We start from the raw sequence: 20,063 nt of genomic DNA on the forward strand, positions 1-20,063 counted from the left end.
AATAATATTAACTCATGCGAATTCATTATTTACCCATTACCATAAATGCAATTACTAATCCATAAATTGCTGTTGCTTCTGAAAGTCCTGCTCCTAATATTAAGAAAGTCATGATTTTTCCAGATGCTTCTGGTTGTCTACCAACAGCTTCTGCTGCCTTACCTGTTGCTATACCAATACCTATTCCTGCTCCAATTCCTGATAATACAGCTATTCCAGCTGCTAGAACTCCTAAACTCATTATGATTCCTCCTAAAAATAATAATAAATGGTTTTGTCCAAATTTTTAATGTTCTGCTGTTACTTTAATGTTAATCATAGTTAACATGGCAAATACGATCATTTGAATTGTTCCATCAAACAAGTCAAAATATCCATGTACAAAAATTGGCAAGCCGAATTGAGCAAGCATTCCTATTGATCCTAGTGCATGATATACCAATTCTATTACAACTGTAGCTGCCACCATATTACCCATAAGTCGAAGTGACAAAGCTAATGGCAATATGAATCTCTCCATTATATTAATTGGTAACATTACTACAAATGGATGTGCCAACCCTTTTCCAAATCCAATAATTCCATTTTTCTTAATAGCATTTAGATTTACAACTAAGAAAGTAACTATTGCAAATGATACTGTTACACTTATATCTCGTGTTGGTGGTTTAATACCTATTAATCCGAGAAAATTCAGGACTAATAAATAAATCATTAGTGTTCCTATGTAAGGTAAAAATGATTCATTCTCTTCCCCCATAGTATCGACTGCGAGGTCTCTTATCGATTGATAAATTTTTTCTAAAGCTGCTTGAGTTTTATTAGGTTTTAACTTTAGATTTCTTGTTAATAGAAAAGCACCTATTCCTAAAATTAAAATAACAATCCATTGTATTATTACGCTTGCTGTAATATTTAATGTAAAGTTACCAAATTCAAAAGAAAATATAGGCAAAATGGACTCCAATCTAAACACTTCCTTTCCTATTTTTCATGCTAAAAACTATAAGCATTATAATGTAGTGTGTAATAAATCCTATAATATAAAATATCATAAAATTCATATTTTTTACGAAAGGTAATATAGTAAGTATTATAAATCCCATCCTAAAAAAATTACTAACAATAACCAAACATTGTTTTTTACCTTTTCCTAGATATTTTGAAATAACATATCCACTAATGAAAAAATTTATTGTTGCTACACTTATACCTACTAAATAGCTTCCTGCATTTATGAAAGTAGAAATTATCCCTATAATTAAAGTTATAAATAATCCACTTACTAAATCATATTGTACCATATGTAGAAGTAATTTATTCATCCCTTTACTCATACATAACCCCCTTACCCTCAATATCAGATATTATATCTTTATATTTATCTTTAATAAAATACTATTTAAAGGTAAATTTCGCCCTTTTTTCTGTTTAAAGTTAATTTATCTCCCATATACTATAAAATATCTATCTAATATGATGTATATCTTTAATTTCCTTTATTTATGAATATTTTTCATTGCAATTATTCAATTTTCTAAATATTTCGATACATGAATCAATTTTATTTTTCCTATGTTAACATTTTCATCTCAAAATATTACACAATATTTTAAAAATACTATTAATTTGCAGAGATATTGTTCATTCTTTAATTTTTACAATAATACATTTATTATTATCTTTTTTTGCATTAGTGAATATATAATTTAATTCTTATTCAATATTTTTTTTTATAAGCATATAAATATTAAATAATATTCTTATTAAGCCATTATTCACACTACGTTACAAAGTATTTAAAACTCTTTAATGATATTTATTTTTTTAATCCTTCATATTTTTTGTTTTTATCAGATTCCTAAGCAAAATTTAAAGTATACCTACGGAATATGATTGATGATGTTTCATGAACATTTTTTATTTTTCATTATGTTAATTGAAAATCATTTTCTAAATTTCTATTTTATATTTTCCTTTTTTCTAAAGTTTATACTTAGTTGTAAGTAAATTTACAACTAAGTATAAAAGGTTACTATGATAAATTATCACAGTAACCCTTTTCAAAGAAACATAAGCTTCTATTAAACCCTTTCAACTATAAGAGCTGTTCCCATTCCCCCGCCTATGCAAAGTGTAGCTAATCCTCTTTTAGCATCTCTTTTTTCCATTTCATGAAGAAGAGTTACTAATATTCTTGCACCTGATGCTCCAACTGGGTGACCTAAAGCAAGTGCTCCACCATTTACATTTACTTTTGACATATCAAATTTTAAATCTTTAGCAACTGCTAAACTTTGAGCTGCAAAAGCTTCATTAGCTTCAATTAAGTCTAAATCTTCTACTGTTAAGTTAGCTTTTTCTAAAGCTTTCTTAGTTGCATAAAATGGTCCATATCCCATAATAGCTGGGCCCAATCCTCTTGATCCATAAGAAAGGATTTTAGCTAAAGGTTTGATTCCTAATTCTTCAGCTTTTCCTGCGCTCATAATTACAAATGCTGCTGCTCCATCATTAATACCTGATGCATTACCTGCTGTAACAGTACCATCTTTAATAAATGCTGGCTTTAATTTAGCTAAAGCTTCTACAGTTGTTCCAAATCTCGGGAATTCATCTATATCAAATACTTTTGGTTCTCCTTTTCTTTGTGGAATAACAACTGGAACTATTTCATCTTTAAATCTTCCTGATTTAATTGCTGCTTCAGCTTTTTGTTGAGATGATGCTGCGAAAGCATCTTGTTCTTCTCTAGTTAATCCCCATTCTTTAGCAATGTTTTCAGCTGTAACTCCCATATGATAGTTGTTAAATGCATCCATTAGTGAATCATTTATCATAGTGTCAATCATTTTACCATCGCCCATTCTTTGACCCCATCTAGCAGTCTTTAATGCATATGGAGCAGCTGACATGTTTTCCATACCACCTGCAACAACAACTTCAGCATCCCCAGCTTTAATCATTTGAGCTGCTAAGCTAACTGCTCTAAGTCCTGATCCACAAACTTTGTTTATTGTCATAGCCGGAACTTCTTGTGATAACCCTGATTTAATTGTTGATTGTCTAGCGGTATTTTGTCCTAGTCCCGCTTGAATTACATTACCCATAATAACTTCTTCAACTAATTCTGGTTTAACTCCAGCTCTGTTTACTGCTTCTTTAATTACTAAAGCTCCTAAATCTACTGCTGGTACGTCTTTTAATCCTCCTCCAAAACTACCTAGTGCAGTTCTTACCGCACTTACAATAACTACATCTCTCATAATTCTGCCTCCTGAAATCTTATAAATTATTGTATTAAATTATTGTGTTAAATTATTAACACAGTAAAATTATACCTCCTGTGATTTCTTTTAGCAAGTAAAAATTGTTAAATTTTAAACAAACTCTATATTTTAAATTCTTCTACTTCCCTTGAACTCAAATTAAAATACATTAGTATTGCATCTGCTATTCTTTTAGATGCAATTCCATCACCGTATGGATTAATTGATTTGCTCATCTTAAAATAAGACTCTGGATTTCTTAATAATTCATTTGCTTCCTTAACAATCTGTTTCACATCAGTTCCAACTAACTTTACAGTTCCAGCCTCAACAGCTTCTGGTCTTTCTGTCACATCTCTTAATACTAATACAGGTTTTCCCAAATGAGGTGCCTCCTCTTGTAGACCTCCTGAATCTGTCATTACCATAAATGATTTATTCATTAGGTTATGAGTTTCTTTAGTATCTAAAGGAGATAATAAATGAATTCTATCTTTTCCATCAAGTCTTTCAAATACTACTTCCTTAACCACAGGATTTAAATGAACTAAATATACTAATTCTACATCACTATTTTCTTCAACTATCTTATTTAATGCAATGCAAATATTTTCAATTCCTTTGCCCCAATTTTCTCTTCTGTGAGCAGTAATCATTATTACTTTTTTGTTAAAATCTATATTGTTTAATTCATCATTTTCAAAAATATAATCTTCTTCAACAGTATGTTTCATGGCATCAATTACAGTATTTCCTGTAATATAAATTTCACTCTCTTTTACACCTTCTTTTAACAAATTTTCTTTTGAACCTTTAGTTGGTGCAAAGTGTAAGTCCGCTAAACTACCTGTTAATTTTCTATTCATTTCTTCTGGAAAAGGAAAATACTTATTAAAAGTTCTAAGACCTGCTTCTACATGACCAACTTTAATTTGTTGATAAAATGCAGCTAATGAACCAGCAAATGTAGTTGTTGTATCTCCATGTACCAATATCATATCTGGTTTTTCCTCTTTAAATACTTCTTCTAATCCCTCTAAAACCTTATTTGTAATACCTGTTAGGGTTTGCTTTGTTTCCATTATGTTTAAATCAAAATCTGGCTTAATATCAAATAGTTCTAAAACTTGATCTAACATTTCTCTATGTTGAGCTGTTACACAAACTTTTGATTCAATTTCTTCTCTTTTTTCCAATTCCTTTATTAAAGGTGCCATTTTTATAGCTTCTGGTCTAGTTCCAAAAATAGTAATAATTTTCTTTTTACTCAATTTACTTCCTCCTAATCTAAGCTATTATAGATTTTTATCACCTTATTTATATGCACGTCATTAAATACATTCTTAACACAAATTTTAAATTCTACAAATAAAACAACTTTCATATGCTATTGGATAATAAGCAACTTCTATTAATATTTAATAGCCTGCATCCTTAACAATTTTTAGAGAATCATCTTCTTCTATCCATGAATCCACACTCATTTCCCTATATTCATCCTTTGAATCTCTTATAATTACATGAGAAATACCTGAATTAATGATTAATCTCTTGCACATTGAACAAGAATTAGCATCTCTAACATATTCTTTTGTCTTTGCATCTTTTCCAACTAAGTATAATGTAGCCCCAATCATGTCTTTTCTTGACGCACTTATTATTGCATTGGCTTCACTATGAACACTTCTACAAAGTTCATAATGTGTTCCTCTTGGAACTTGAAGTTTTTCTCTTATGCAACTATTTAAATCTATACAATTTTTCCTGCCTCGAGGTGCTCCTGTATATCCAGTAGAAATTATTTCATCATTTTTAACTATTATTGAACCATAGTTTCGCCTTAAACAAGTTCCTCTTTCTAAAACTGTTTCTGCAATATCTAAATAATAGTTTTGTTTATCACGTCTATTCATTTTCATATTCCCCCAAATCAACTTATTTTTGGGCTAGGCACATGAACAAAAACACCAATCAAAGATATGCCTCATCCAGATAAACATAAATATATATATATATTTATATTTATTTATCCGAATGTTCCTTAAAGCATTACTTTACTTAGTTCCAAATAACCTATCTCCAGCATCACCAAGACCTGGTACTATGTATCCATGTTCATTTAATTTTTCATCTATCGCAGCTAGATAAATATCAACATCATCATGAACTTTTTGAACAGCTTCTATTCCTTCTGGTGCTCCCACTAAACACATTAGTTTTAAACTTTTAGCACCTCTGTTTTTTAACATAGTTAATGCATCTATTGATGATCCACCTGTGGCAAGCATCGGATCAACTACTATTATGTCTCTTTCTGCAATATCTTGTGGTAATTTACAAAAGTATTCTACTGGTTGAAGTGTTTTTTCATCTCTATATAACCCTATATGTCCAACCTTAGCTGCAGGAATTAAATTAAGTACTCCATCAACCATTCCAAGACCTGCTCTTAAAATTGGAACTACTGCCATCTTTTTACCTGCAAGCATCTTACATTTTGTTACAGCTACTGGTGTCTTTACTTCCACTTCTTCCATGTTTAAATTTCTTGTTACTTCATAAGCCATTAACATAGAAACTTCTTCAACTAATTTTCTAAAGTCTTTTGAACCCGTTTCTTCATTTCTTAAAAATGCCAACTTATGTAATATTAGTGGATGACTTATTTCTATAACTTTACTCATTCTTATTCCTCCAAATTTCACTTTTCATATTTATAGCTCTATATAATTCCTTATAATTAAGATTTATTTACTATACTTCTTTTCAATTTCTGAAATCTTATCTATTCTATTTTGATGTCTATCGCCTTCAAATTTTGATGTTATAAAAGTTTTTACTATATCTAAAGCAAGACCTGCCCCAACAACTCTTTGCCCCATAGTTAATATGTTTGCATTATTATGTTCTCTAGTTGCATGTGCACTAAAAGTGTCTGAACATAGCGCTGCTCTAATTCCCGGAACCTTATTAGCTGCAATACCAATTCCTATTCCAGTACCACAAATTAATATTCCAAGCTCATATTCTTTTGCTACAACAGCTTCTGCCACAGGTAGCGCAACATCAGGATAATCGCAAGAACTAGTTGAATATGTACCAAAATCTTTTACTTCGTGCTTTTCATCCTCTAAAAATTTAATAATTTCATTTTTCAATTCAAATCCACCATGATCGCATCCAATTGCAATTTTCATAATTAAATCATCCTTTCTTTATTATACCTCTATAATATCAAACCCAGCAGCCTTATTTAATCTATTCATAATAGCCACTCCTACACCCTCTTCTTCATACCCTTCTGCTAAAATTAAATCAACTCCTAAATCATCGCATTTTCTTAAAGCTTCAAATAAACTTTTAGCAACAGTTGATAAATCTACTATACTTCCTAAAACTATACTTATCCCCTCTGTATATTCCTTAACATTTTCTTCAACAGTGAGGATACATACTTTTTTACCTTTTTCTATATTATAATGTACTATTTCTCTTACTTTTTCAACAGTTTTTTTTCTTTCTCCAGAAATTATTGTGACCTTGGCATTAGGTGCATAATGTTTATATTTCATTCCCGGAGCTTTAGGCTTTAGATTTTCTCTTGGTTTTTCCATTATAGCTTTATCTATCCCAATTCTTGAATCCACTTCTCTAAGCATCTCTAATGTAATACCACCTGGGCGTAAAACTATTGGCGGAACTACAGTACAGTCAACTATTGTGGATTCTACTCCTATGTCACTTTGTGCTCCTCCTAAAATGCAATCAACCTTTCCATCTAAATCTTCCATACACCTTTGAAAATCTGTAGGACTAGGTCTTCCACTTATATTAGCAGAAGGTGCTGCAATAGTTGTGTTTGATAATTCAATGAGTTTTCTTGCTATTTTATTATTAGGCATTCTAATTCCAATTGAATCCAAATTAGCACTAGTTACATCTGGTATTATATCCTTTTTTCTCAAAATTATTGTAAGCGGCCCTGGCCAAAACTTGTCTATAAGCTTATTTGCCACTTCAGGGATTTCTTTTACATATGCTTCTATGTTTTTTGATGAAACATGAATAATTAATGGATTATCTTGAGGTCTCCCTTTTGCTTTGAATATTTTCTCTACTGCTTTTGCATTAAGTGCATCAGCACCTAGTCCATAAACTGTTTCTGTTGGAAAAGCTACTGTCCCACCATTTTTAATGAATTCAGCTGCTTCTTTTATCTTTTCTTCATCTTCTTTGATACTTTTAATTATACTAAGCTTAGTTTTCAAACATTTTACCTCCTTTCTTAGCATATTTAACTAGTTATTTTCTTTCAGATGCCTTACTAAACTATAAGCTGTCCTCTTGATATCTTTATATTTTGTATGCTTTCATCAGTATAAATAGATTTAACACAATTTTTATATATTGAGTCTAGCAATAAATATTTTTTTAGCCCCCCTCTTTTGACTATTTGAAAATAATAATCTCTTTTAGGGTTTTGTTGTTTAATATCATTATATTTCTCAATAATTTGTGGATATCTCTTTAAAAAGTTTTTATCTATTGGTCTTAATCCTTTATTTTTAAAAATTACACTTGTTATTAAAACTATTTCTAAATCATACTCTGATTTATTAGTATGTACTAAGGCAACTTTATCGCAAATAATCAAATGTTCCTTAACAAAAATACCTGCTTTGAACATTAATCTATTGTTTGAGCACCTATATTCTACCCTATATGAATTCATTTTAGTTATAATAGCTATTACTATTAAGAAATCAATAAAAATCACATAACTTATATAAAATATTGTGGTTAACCCAGTTATTATTAATACTATAGGAAGAATAATTAAAATAACACCCATAGTAATTAAGAATATTTTAAAATGTGATTTTTCTTTTTTTATAGCCATATATATATCCATATTCAATCCCCCAATCACTTTTAATGCATATGGAAGAAAATATCGAGCGAAAGATTACATGTATATTTTGCGAAATAGTAATGCAATATGGTTATCTATTAGGTGAGCATGCCAACATAATATGCCACAAAATAAACTAGCATATTGACTTACTATTTTCTTGAATATGCCTAAAGCCCTACATATTTAATGCAAGGCTTTCTTGAGTAATTATTATTACATTTGTGTATTTCCCATAAGTTTCATTTTTTCAGCTTGATCTGCTGTAATAAGTGAATTTATCATTTCATCAAGATCCCCACTTAAAAATGTGTCTAACTTATATAAAGTTAGTCCTATTCTATGGTCAGTAACTCTTCCTTGTGGATAATTATATGTTCTAATTCTTTCACTTCTATCTCCAGTTCCAACTTGACTTTTTCTATCCTCAGCTATTCCATCTGCTCTTTCTTTTTCTGCTGCTTCATAAAGTCTTGATCTTAAAACTTTCATAGCCTTTTCTTTATTTTTTAATTGTGATTTTTCATCTTGACATGAAACTACAAGTCCTGTAGGTAAATGCGTAATTCTAACAGCAGAGTCTGTAGTATTAACGCATTGTCCGCCATTTCCTGAAGCTCTAAACACATCTATTCTAACATCCTTATCTGCAATTTCTATTTCAACATCGTCAACTTCTGCAAGTACTGCAACTGTAGTTGTTGATGTATGAATTCTTCCGCTTGATTCAGTATCTGGTACTCTTTGTACTCTGTGAACTCCACTTTCATACTTTAATTTCGAATAAGCTCCATTACCTTTAATCATGAATACAACTTCTTTAAATCCACCAAGATCTGTTTCATTTAAACTCATAATTTCTGTAGACCATCTTTGAGTTTCTGCATATCTTGTATACATTCTAAATAAGTTGTATGCAAATAGTGCTGCTTCTTCACCACCTGCACCTCCTCTTATTTCAACAAATACATTCTTATCATCATTAGGATCTTTTGGTAACAGTAAAATTTGTATTTGATTTTCCAATTCAGCTTCTCTATTTGTAAGATCAGTTATTTCTTCACTTAACATTTCTCTCATTTCTTTGTCGCTTTCGCTACTTAACATTTCCTTATTAGCCTTTAAATCTTCAGTTACTTTCTTATACTCTCTATAGCAATTCACTATAATTTCTAAATCTGAATGTTCCTTACAAAGTTTTCTCCATTCATTTTGATTTTGCATAATTGATGGATCACTTATTTTAACTGATAATTCATCATACTTATTTTCTATAAATTCTAATCTATCTAATAACATTTAATCACTCCGTACTTCATTTTTCACATTTCTACATTATATCACATTTTAAATACTTAACCAACTACACTTACCTATTAAAAGTAATTGAAATTAATTCCAAATCAATTAAACATCTAACTCTTAATCAAATCTCAGTATCTACAAAAATCCTGCCTTAAATCCAATTATTACTCTATCAAGACTAGCAAAATCCTTAACTACCTTTACATCAATGAAATTATTTTGTTTCATTAGCAGTTTTACTTCGTCTGCTTGATTATATCCTATTTCAAATGCCAATATTCCATTATTCTTTAATACATCTTGGCTTTGCTTAATTATTTTTTTATAAAAATCTAATCCGTCCATTCCACCATTTAAAGCTGTATGAGGCTCATATTTTTTAACATCATCCATAAGATTTTCTATTTCTTCGTCCTCTATATATGGAGGATTTGATACTATTATGTCATAGCTTTTTTTATTTTCTATAGCTTTTTCTAATAAGTCACTTTTTATAAATGAAACTCTATTTTCCAAATTGTTTTCTTTTATGTTTATTAGTGAAACTTTTTCTGGAATAGGATAATTATCTATTAAATCCACTTTTATATTTTGCCTAAACTGAGCTAATGATATACCAATAGCACCAGAACCAGAGCATAAATCACATATATATTTTTCTTCATCTTCCTGAATATTTTTAAGCACTTCATCAACCAATATTTCTGTATCGCCTCTAGGAATTAGAACTCCTTCTTCAACATAGAAATCAATCCCCATGAACTCACACTTATTTAAAATATATTTAACCGGCATTTTATTTCTTCGCTTTTCAATCAAGTCAAAATATTTTTTAGTATCATCTGAATCGACTTCCTCTTCTTTATGGGTAATTAAATATACTCTATCTTTTTCAATTACACTTCCTAATAATAGCTCCGCATCTAATCTTGCTGTATCAATTCCATTTTCCTTCAAAGTAGCGGTACCTGTATTTATTAGTTCTTCAATTTTCTTATCATCTTCTTTAATTCCTTCTGCTGCTTTTAAAGATGCAATAGCAACTTCAATTTGTGAATCATCTGGTTCTTTTGTTGTTAATAATTGTAACTTAAGCCCTGGATATGCTATTATCTTAGCTAACATACCATCATTTTTTCCAAGCCATTTTATAAGCTCATAACTAATTCCTGTGACCACTGGTATAAATATTATTCTAAGTGCTAATCTTTCTACAATTCCACCCCAGCCAGTGAACGAGAAAATTACAATACTAACAAACATTATTAAAAATAAAAAATTTGTTCCACACCTTGGATGTAATCTTGATTGTTTCTTCACATTTTCTACAGTTAACTCTTCCATAGCCTCATAACAAAATATTGTTTTATGTTCAGCACCATGATATTGAAAAACCCTATATATATCTTTCATTTTGCTTATTAAAAACATATATAATATAAGAATTATTATCCTTATAGCTGCTTCAATTAAATTTAACATAACATTAGAAATCCCTGTATGTTTAAAAACTGATGCTATTCCTGTTGGCAATGCAACAAAAAGACCAATTGCAAAAATAAAAGAAATAAACATTGTTGCACCCATGAATATGTTATTAACCCTATCACCAAATTTATTATCTAACCATATTTCAAATTTTGAAGGTTCTTCTATTTCTTCTTCTAGAAATGTAGCTGAATAATTTAATGATTCCATTCCAATTTTCATAGAATCAATTAAAACAAAAAATCCCCTAAGAAAAGGTATATTTAATAACGGATATTTTTTTGTTATAGGTTTATTATCTTTACAATCTATTTCTATATTTCCTTTTGGAGTTCTAACAGCTGTTGCAAGACTTTTACTTCCCCGCATCATAACACCTTCTATAACAGCTTGACCTCCAACATCACATCTTTTCATTAATACAATCACTTACTCTCTTATATTATTTTCTGTATATTGGTAATAACAATCTCCACATAAAGATTCATATTTTATATCATTTTGCTCGTCAATTGCAATTTGCTCTCCTTCGAATACAAACTTACCATTTATTTTTCTTCCGTTAAATATAGCTTTTTTACCACATGCACATATTGTTTTCATTTCTTCTATACTATGAGCTAATAATAGCAATCTTGTACTACCCTCAAATCCATCTCTTTTAAAATCAGTTCTAAGTCCATAACATATAATAGGTATATTAATTTTAACTGCAATTTCAAATAATTGATCTATTTGCGTGCTTTTCATAAATTGAACTTCATCCACCAATATACAATCTATTCTTTTATTTTCTTTCAAATAATTATCAATTATTTCAAAAATATTATCATATTCTGAAATTAACAAATCTACTTTCCTATTTACCCCCAGCCTAGATACAAGCGTATCTCCACCTTTATTGTCAATCTTAGGTTTTACAATAATCACTTTCATTCCACGTTCTTCATAATTGTAAGCAACTTGCATTAAGTGAGTTGACTTACCTGAATTCATAGCACCGTATCTAAAATATAATTTACTCATTCCAAAAGTACTCTCCTTTTAAGGTATCATATTCGATTATATCATTTAATAGTCGGCATAAAAAGATATTTTTATATTATTTAAATTCTATAATTTATTATTGACCCTATTTTAACCACTTGTTTTCATTTATTTTAGCCATTAAATTCTACAATCAGATTACTCTTTAAATTCTACAATTTATTATTGACGCTAAAAAACCACTATGATATAATTTAATGGTTGTTATTGAATAATTAACATAAGTTTATATAATTGAAAGAGGTGAAAAATAATGAGAGAAGGCATACATCCTGAATACCACACAGACGCAGTGGTTAAGTGTGCATGTGGAAACACTTTCACTACTGGTTCTGTTAAAGAAGAACTAAAAGTTGAAATATGCTCTAAATGCCACCCATTCTTCACTGGTAAACAAAAAATTCTTGATATTGGTGGAAGAGTTGATAAATTCAACAAGAGATTCAACCTTGATAACAAGTAAGAAATTTTGGGAAAGACATTGTCTTTCCCTTTTTCTTTAAATTTGTGAGTATGGTAAATGTACAAATTTAATATTTTATTTATTCATTGAAGTAATTAAAATTTCAATTATTTTTGAATTTATAATCACATAACTAAAATTTTATTCTTGGTTATCTATATTTAAATGATATAATAAACTATGTAGTATATTACAGTGGAAATGGGTGACTTTCATGAAAAAAGTTTTAATCTTAACAACATCTACAGGTCAAGGACATAATCAAGCTGCTGCTTCAGTAGCTGAATCTTTTAAAAATGATGGTTATGAAATCATAAAACTTGATTTTCTAGCTAAAAATAGTAAATTTCTTAATAATATACTTGTAACTGGGTATGAAATTTCAGCTTCAAAGTTTCCAAAAACTTATGGATTAATTTACAATATAACAGATAAAAAATTAACTAATAAATTATTGAAGTTTCCTTTTTTTCTTGCAAAGAAAAAAGTTTCAAAGTTAATAAATGAAATTAAACCTGATGTAATTGTTGCCACCCACGCCCTTAGCATTAGTGTGATTTCAGACTTAAAAAAACGCGGATTAAAAATTCCTTTTATTTTAATAGTTACAGATTTTAAAGCTCATTATATATATGTAGATTCTTATGTTGATGCTTATATTACCGGAAGTAATTACACGAAGCAATCATTAATAGATAGAAATGTTGACCCTAGTAAGATATACCCCTTAGGTATTCCTATAAATAGCAAATTTTACACTGAAGTTACATCTGCTGATGGTTTAAAGGATAATGAATATTTTAATTTATTACTCATGAGTGGAAGTCTTGGATTAAATACTATATTTATAGTTCTTAAAGAATTATTAAAGAATCCAAATAAGCTCAGAATTACAGTCGTTTGTGGTAAAAATAATAATTTAAAAAATATGTTAACAAAATATTGTAGTGAGAATCTATTTAAAAATAAAAAGATTCATATATTAGGTTTTACTAAAGATATTTCTTATTTAATGGATTATTGTGATGTAATAATATCAAAGCCTGGTGGTTTAACTGTTACAGAATCCATAGTTAAAAATATTCCCTTGATTATTCCTTTTGCTATTCCTGGTCAAGAAAATGAAAATATAGATTTTCTTACCACTGAAGGATATTCTATACACGTTAAAGAATTAAGTAAAATTAATGAAACAGTAAATTATTTAATAAAAAATCCAGATGAATTATCTAAAATGAAACTTAACCTTAAATTATTATCTTCAACTTACTCTTTAACAAAAATTATTGATATAGCAAATAATTTAATCTCAAAAAAATAAAAAAGATGACCACTGAACTTAATGGTCATCTTTTTTATTCTATTTTTTAGGGAAAATACTTACAAATTCTTTATTATCACGAGTTTTAGTTAACATATTAATAAGATTTTCCGTAACATTATCTGCGTTTTTCTCTTTGTACATTGTTTTTCTTATTGAAAATGCTACTTCGAGTTCATCTTTAGATAAAATTAAATCTTCTTTTCTAGTTCCTGATTTATATATATCTATAGCCGGGAAAATTCTTCTTTCTTGTAATCTTCTATCTAAATGAACTTCCATATTTCCTGTTCCTTTAAATTCTTCAAATATCATATCGTCCATTCTTGAACCTGTGTCAACAAGTGCAGTTGCAAGTATTGTTAAGCTTCCACCTTCTTCAATATTTCTTGCTGCTCCAAAGAACTTTTTAGGCATTATAAGTGCACCTGGATCAAGTCCACCAGATAATGTTCTACCTGTAGGATTTATTGTTAAGTTATACGCTCTTGATAATCTAGTTATGCTATCCATAAGAATAACAACATCTTTTCCTTGCTCAACCATTCTCTTAGCTCTTTCTAAAACCATTTGAGCTACCTTAGCGTGATTTTGTGGTTCTTCATCAAAAGTCGAATAAACTACATCCCCATTTATAGACCTCTTCATATCCGTAACTTCTTCTGGTCTTTCATCTATAAGTAGTACTATTAATTTAATATCCGGATAATTCTTAGCTATATTTTGAGCAACCTTTTTTAATAAAGTAGTTTTCCCTGCTTTAGGAGGTGCTACTATAATTCCTCTTTGTCCTTTTCCTATCGGACAAATTATATCCATTAATCTAGATGATAAATCATTACTATAAGTTTCTAATCTTAGTCTTTCATTTGGATATATTGGTGTTAATGTTTCAAAGTATTTTCTGCCTATAGCTTTTTCCGGATGTTCACCATTAACTCTTTGAACAAATAAAAGTGCTTTAAATTTTTCAGTTTCTTTGGCTTGCCTTACCTTACCTTCAACTTCATCTCCTGTTCTCAAATTAAATCTTCTAATCTGAGATGGAGAAACATAAATATCCTCGCTGCTAGTTAAGTAATTCTTACATCTTAAAAAACCGAAACTATTATTTTCTAAAATTTCTAAAATTCCTTTTTCAACGCTAGATTCATCTATCATTTCTTTCAATTGTTCTTTTTTTTCTATGTTTTCAGCATCAGTATTTGCTGTATTTCCTTCTATATTATTATTTACTTTTGTAGTCTCATTATTAATTGCTCTTGAAACTTCATTAATATCTCTTTTTACTGTTGTATTTGGTATCAATTCTTTTCTTTCAGTTTTTTCTACTATTTTAGGAGCTATATTTTCTTTTAATATCACACCATCTTTTTCCACAAAATTAACAGGAGTCTTCAATATCTCTTCTATTAATTCACTCTTTTTATATTTAGATATATTTTTAATATCTAAGTTTTTAGCAATATCTTTTAAATTCGTTAAAGTCATGTTTTCATATTCTTGTTTTGTCAAGTTTGCACCTCCAATTTATAGATTACAAATCTATAAATATCAATTCTTTTATTTTATTATTTGGCTTTGTTTTAACAGAGTGTTGAAATTTATATATAAATATTTGTATTATAAATGCATAATAGTATTTTATAATCTAATACAATTTTAAAACTATTTATATATATATATTCTAAAAAGTTTTGTTCATTAAGATTTAATTTCTATATTAGAATGATTGGATAAGACAACCAACTAAATTATGAACTTTCTTAATTAGAACTTATATATATAACATTAAGAAATCAACATTCATTTAAAACATATCCTATTGTTTATATTTATATCGGAAAATTTAATAGCAAGAGAATTAGATGTGAGATTATACTTTAGAATATTTTAGTAATACTATTTATTAGCTTCTGATTTTTACTCAATTGGAAATTTACCTACAAATTAGTATTTGGTATATTCAAAAAAGTAACAAGTCAGTATGTTAGTCTATTTTATTCATATACCTGTGAATCACACTTTGTTCTTTATAATTACATATAATTTTGAACTGGTAAATGATTAAATCAATTTACCAGTTCATGTGAATTGCTATATTCAAAGCTTATTATATATTAAATTCGATGATAAAACAAATTTATTTTGATTTTCTTTCTTCTAATGCAGCTTCAATAAATCCTATAAACAATTTATGTGGCTTATTTGGTCTTGATTTCAATTCTGGATGGAATTGAACTGCTACATACCATGGATGATCATTAACTTCAACAATTTCAACTAATCTTTCATCAGGACTTGTTCCTGCAATTCTCATTCCTGCTTCAGATATTTGTTTTCTATATTCATTATTAAATTCATATCTATGTCTATGTCTTTCACTTATAAGATCAGAATTATATACTTTATAAGAGGTACTGTCCTCATCTAATTTACATGGATATTTCCCTAATCTCATCGTTCCACCAAGATTTTCTATATCCTTTTGGTCATTCATAAGATCTATTACAGGATATTTTGTATCTGGATTTATTTCTGAGCTATTTGCCCCTTCAAATCCTAACACATTTCTTGCATATTCTATTACAGAACATTGCATTCCTAAGCAGATTCCCAAGAAAGGAACCTTATTTTCTCTAGCCCATTTTATTGCAGTTATTTTACCTTCAATTCCTCTGTCTCCAAATCCACCTGGAACTAATACCCCATCTACACCATTAAGGATTGCATTTACATCCCCTGCTTCGATGTCTTCTGCATTAACCCACTCAATTTCTACATTAGAATCATTAGCATATCCACCATGACTTAATGCTTCAACTACTGATATGTACGCGTCATGTAATTCAACATATTTACCAACTAAAGCAATCTTAACATTATTTTTAAGATTCTTTATCTTATCTACCATTGAAATCCATTCAGAATTATCAATATCTCTACATCCTAAATGTAATTTTTCACAAACTAAGTTATCTAAACCTTCATTATGTAACATTAATGGTACTTCATATAAGTTTTCTGCATCTAAATTTTGAATTACTGATTTCCCGTCCATGTTGCAGAATAAACCAATTTTACCTTTTATATCATCTGATAATTCTTTTTCTGATCTACAAACTATTATGTCTGGTTGAATACCAATCATTCTTAATTCTTTTACAGAATGTTGAGTAGGCTTTGTCTTTAATTCTCCTGCTTTTCCTAAGTATGGTACTAAAGTAACATGAATGTAGCAAACATTTTCCGCTCCAACTTCACTCTTAATTTGTCTAATTGCTTCTAAAAATGGTTGAGATTCTATATCTCCAACAGTTCCACCAATTTCAGTTATTACTATATCTACATTTCTTTCGTTTGCTACTTGATAAACTTTATCTTTTATTGCATTAGTTATATGAGGAATTACTTGAACTGTACCTCCAAGGTATTCTCCTCTTCTTTCTTTTTCTATAACCGAACTATATATTTTACCAGTTGTAACATTTGAATTTAGAGTTAAGCTTTCATCTATGAATCTTTCATAATGTCCTAAATCTAAATCAGTTTCAGCTCCATCATCAGTTACAAAAACTTCTCCATGTTGATAAGGACTCATTGTTCCTGGATCTATATTTAAATATGGATCAAATTTTTGAAGAGAAACATTTACCCCTCTATTCTTTAATAATCTTCCAAGAGATGCTGCTGTTATTCCTTTTCCTATACCTGAAACAACTCCACCTGTAACAAAAACGTATTTAGTGCTCATATTTATCCTCCCTATGTTAAAAAAAATTTTACAATCTTAATATTGACTTATTTACCAACTAATGATATAATGTTTATTACCCAATAAAATAATATTATGGGTTATTTGCGTTGTTTAATAACATAAGCACTATAATATCACATATTTCCCTAATTATCTAGTCTTTTTTTATAAATTAGTCATGTCATTCTTTTCTATATTATCTTCTAATTCAAAATACTTTTCTCTAAAAAATCTATTTACTAATAGCTTCTCTTCTGCTAGTCTCAAGCTACTATTTATGCTCTTAACTGTCTTCAACTTAAATATATCTTTAATTTCATCTAATTCTAAACAATGATTATTTTTTAAAATTAGTAGTAATATATATTTATTGTCTCTATTTCTTAATAATTCTATAAATTTATCTTCATTAATTCCATAATAATTGCATATATTATTTAATATTTTGACATATTTTAATTTGTTTTGCATATATATCCCTCCTTTTTAAATTATATCCTTCTATTTTAAATTTAATCATTTTAGCTTTAAACTTTTTTATTCTACCAAAAGATCTCTTTCCAAATGAATCCTTCCTTATTATTTCCCTGTATATCTTCCTGACTTTTAATATTATAGATTTTTCAAAATAAAAAAATGGCTATTTCAAAATACTTTTAGTAATTTTAAAACAACCATTTTTACTTTTATAATACACTTAAATAATCAAATTCCAAAGTATACTTATGTTTTGAATATATCTTAGGCATATTCAAAAAAATAACAAGTCAGTATGCTAGTCTATTTTGCTTCATACGTCATCAGCATGTTCATCTAATAGCCCGCTATGGGGCAAACATACTTCTTCGTCTGAAACAAAATATATATCGCATCATGGACTTGTTATTTTCTTTTATATGCCTTAACTAAAAGCAATTGTTAAATTCATAAACTCAGTTTTAATTTACCTTTATATCAATAGTTAAATTGGTTTTTAATGCATGTTGGCCACCTATTTCTAATATGTACATTGTATTTATTATTCCGCCATCTTTATTGATATTAATATTAAGCTTTTTAGTATCTATCTTAACATCCATGACTCCATACGGTGTTTTATATAAAGCTACTGTCCTCTTATTATTTTCAAACTCCATCTTAGTTTCTGTAGTTCCTTCTCTTATTAAATCAAAAGAATTCTTTCTTATTAGTATAGTAGTTTTTGTTCCTTCCATTCCAGAAATTTTCGTTTCATTATATTCTACTTTAAACCCATCTTCTATTTCATAAAAATCACCTGGTGTTACTACACTTATTATGTCTTCTTCTTGATTTAAGACAGCACTATCAACAGCGATAATCGCCTTTTTATTCATAATTCCCCTCCAATTTTTATATTCACATCCATCTTTATTATTTAATATAATACGCTATATTTACCTTGCATCAAATCTTATAATTTATACATATAAACACCAATAACCCCTTTATGTGTAATATTTTTCCAACACCATACTTAATAACCAAATTTTAATTTATAATATATTTGTCTAATTCTTCTTGAGTCATAGCATTAACATCTTTAGTCATATTAAATTCAGTTGAAACTTGACCAAATTTAACCTGAACTAATTCCTCATCTTTTCCTTTACTATATCTAACCGCTAGTCTACATGCAAAAATCAAATCGTCATCTGTAGGACTATCTCCTTCTGGGATTATGACCATTGCCCCATTAAACTTAGATGTTATAAACATCATATCTTTATTATTTAATAATTGTTTTATTTTTTCTCCTTCTTCTCCAGTCCTCGATACTATTACCTTAGTATTATTTTCACTTACAAAATGTCTTCCGTACTTTAGTAAGTGTATATCCTTTTCTGTAACATCTTCTTTTCGTTCTAAAGTTTCTTTTAATCTTATAGAATAATTAGGTTCTGTTAATTTACATCCACCTGCTGGAGATGGGTAATCCTTTATACCCCACTTCTCAGCTAATGCCATTTGAGGCTTTCTATTTCTACCTGAGATATTCAATAACTTTTCTCTATCTACTAGCCCATCAATCTCCATTTGTGTTTCTTTTAAATTTTTTGCACATAATGGTCTTAAAATCTTATCACTAAATCCAGATTGTTTTTTTACTACGTCTAATGCAGTTCTATTTTGTGACATAGGTCTTTGATTTAAAACTTCACCTGTAATAATGAAATCTGCATTAAATTTTTCAATTAATTCACCTGAATATCTCATCATCATAGAATGACAATCTATACATGGATTCATATTTTTTCCCCATCCATGTTTAGGATCTTTAACCATTTCAAAATGTTCTTTAGAAAAATCTATAACCTCTAATGGTATATCTATTTGTTTTGTCATTCTCTTTGCATTATTTTCATCGAAAAAATAAGATCTAAAACAAACTCCTATTACCTCTATGCCTTGTTCTTTAATTAACTTAGCCGCTAAAATGCTATCTAATCCACCTGAAATCATAGCTAATGCTCTTGTCATCT

General features: G+C 28.7%; 20 protein-coding genes. 2 read left to right on the forward strand and 18 right to left on the reverse strand.

Going from position 1 to position 20,063, the window contains the following annotated elements:
* Positions 1-25: 25 nt before the first annotated feature.
* The 13 genes from atpE to LLF98_RS09965 form a co-directional block, all read right to left on the reverse strand.
* Positions 26-241, reverse strand: a complete 216-nt coding sequence (gene atpE, locus LLF98_RS09905; protein WP_291703077.1) for an ATP synthase F0 subunit C — start codon at positions 239-241, stop codon at positions 26-28.
* Between the two features lie 45 nt (positions 242-286).
* Entirely contained in the window at positions 287-967 is a 681-nt protein-coding gene (locus LLF98_RS09910; protein ID WP_291703079.1) for a F0F1 ATP synthase subunit A, read from the reverse strand.
* A gap of 1 nt (position 968) precedes the next feature.
* Positions 969-1,337 (reverse strand): hypothetical protein, encoded by a 369-nt coding sequence (locus LLF98_RS09915; RefSeq protein ID WP_291703080.1) that lies wholly within the window; start codon positions 1,335-1,337, stop codon positions 969-971.
* Positions 1,338-2,084: 747 nt separating this feature from the next.
* Complete coding sequence (locus tag LLF98_RS09920) at positions 2,085-3,266, reverse strand: acetyl-CoA C-acetyltransferase (RefSeq protein WP_291703081.1); 1,182 nt, start codon at positions 3,264-3,266, stop codon at positions 2,085-2,087.
* A gap of 125 nt (positions 3,267-3,391) precedes the next feature.
* Positions 3,392-4,540, reverse strand: coding sequence for a UDP-N-acetylglucosamine 2-epimerase (non-hydrolyzing) (wecB, locus tag LLF98_RS09925; RefSeq protein ID WP_291703082.1), 1,149 nt, complete (start codon positions 4,538-4,540; stop codon positions 3,392-3,394).
* 147 nt (positions 4,541-4,687) lie between these two features.
* Positions 4,688-5,182: a deaminase gene (locus tag LLF98_RS09930; RefSeq protein ID WP_291703083.1), complete on the reverse strand. Its 495-nt coding sequence runs from the start codon at positions 5,180-5,182 to the stop codon at positions 4,688-4,690.
* Positions 5,183-5,323: 141 nt separating this feature from the next.
* Complete coding sequence (gene upp / locus LLF98_RS09935; RefSeq protein WP_291703085.1) at positions 5,324-5,953, reverse strand: uracil phosphoribosyltransferase; 630 nt, start codon at positions 5,951-5,953, stop codon at positions 5,324-5,326.
* Between the two features lie 63 nt (positions 5,954-6,016).
* A complete protein-coding gene (gene rpiB, locus LLF98_RS09940) occupies positions 6,017-6,466 on the reverse strand; it encodes a ribose 5-phosphate isomerase B (protein WP_291703087.1) in 450 nt (149 codons plus the stop codon).
* Positions 6,467-6,487: 21 nt separating this feature from the next.
* On the reverse strand, positions 6,488-7,537 hold the full coding sequence (locus LLF98_RS09945) for an L-threonylcarbamoyladenylate synthase (protein WP_291703089.1): 1,050 nt from the start codon (positions 7,535-7,537) through the stop codon (positions 6,488-6,490).
* Between the two features lie 56 nt (positions 7,538-7,593).
* Positions 7,594-8,181: a hypothetical protein gene (locus LLF98_RS09950; RefSeq protein WP_291703091.1), complete on the reverse strand. Its 588-nt coding sequence runs from the start codon at positions 8,179-8,181 to the stop codon at positions 7,594-7,596.
* Between the two features lie 216 nt (positions 8,182-8,397).
* Positions 8,398-9,480: a peptide chain release factor 1 gene (prfA, locus tag LLF98_RS09955; protein ID WP_291703092.1), complete on the reverse strand. Its 1,083-nt coding sequence runs from the start codon at positions 9,478-9,480 to the stop codon at positions 8,398-8,400.
* A 141-nt stretch (positions 9,481-9,621) separates the two neighbouring features.
* Entirely contained in the window at positions 9,622-11,391 is a 1,770-nt protein-coding gene (gene prmC, locus LLF98_RS09960; protein WP_291703093.1) for a peptide chain release factor N(5)-glutamine methyltransferase, read from the reverse strand.
* Between the two features lie 12 nt (positions 11,392-11,403).
* Complete coding sequence (locus LLF98_RS09965) at positions 11,404-12,000, reverse strand: thymidine kinase (RefSeq protein WP_291703094.1); 597 nt, start codon at positions 11,998-12,000, stop codon at positions 11,404-11,406.
* 274 nt (positions 12,001-12,274) lie between these two features.
* Between LLF98_RS09965 and rpmE the strand changes: the two genes are divergently transcribed.
* Both rpmE and LLF98_RS09975 read left to right on the forward strand, forming a co-directional pair.
* Positions 12,275-12,484: a 50S ribosomal protein L31 gene (gene rpmE, locus LLF98_RS09970; protein ID WP_291703095.1), complete on the forward strand. Its 210-nt coding sequence runs from the start codon at positions 12,275-12,277 to the stop codon at positions 12,482-12,484.
* Between the two features lie 214 nt (positions 12,485-12,698).
* Positions 12,699-13,805 (forward strand): glycosyltransferase, encoded by a 1,107-nt coding sequence (locus LLF98_RS09975; protein ID WP_291703097.1) that lies wholly within the window; start codon positions 12,699-12,701, stop codon positions 13,803-13,805.
* Between the two features lie 39 nt (positions 13,806-13,844).
* On the opposite strand, the gene rho is transcribed toward LLF98_RS09975, so the two are convergent.
* From rho to LLF98_RS10000, 5 genes are all read right to left on the reverse strand, one after another.
* Positions 13,845-15,320, reverse strand: a complete 1,476-nt coding sequence (rho, locus tag LLF98_RS09980) for a transcription termination factor Rho (RefSeq protein WP_291703099.1) — start codon at positions 15,318-15,320, stop codon at positions 13,845-13,847.
* Between the two features lie 628 nt (positions 15,321-15,948).
* Complete coding sequence (locus tag LLF98_RS09985) at positions 15,949-17,559, reverse strand: CTP synthase (RefSeq protein WP_291703102.1); 1,611 nt, start codon at positions 17,557-17,559, stop codon at positions 15,949-15,951.
* Between the two features lie 168 nt (positions 17,560-17,727).
* The gene (locus LLF98_RS09990) at positions 17,728-18,033 is read right to left on the reverse strand and encodes a hypothetical protein (protein ID WP_291703103.1); all 306 of its coding nucleotides are present in this window, start codon (positions 18,031-18,033) and stop codon (positions 17,728-17,730) included.
* 467 nt (positions 18,034-18,500) lie between these two features.
* Positions 18,501-18,917: a DUF1934 domain-containing protein gene (locus LLF98_RS09995; RefSeq protein WP_291703104.1), complete on the reverse strand. Its 417-nt coding sequence runs from the start codon at positions 18,915-18,917 to the stop codon at positions 18,501-18,503.
* A gap of 154 nt (positions 18,918-19,071) precedes the next feature.
* A complete protein-coding gene (locus LLF98_RS10000; RefSeq protein ID WP_291703105.1) occupies positions 19,072-20,061 on the reverse strand; it encodes a tRNA 4-thiouridine(8) synthase ThiI in 990 nt (329 codons plus the stop codon).
* Positions 20,062-20,063: the final 2 nt, after the last annotated feature.

Source organism: Clostridium sp. (assembly GCF_021372645.1).
Lineage (GTDB): Bacteria > Bacillota > Clostridia > Clostridiales > Clostridiaceae > Clostridium.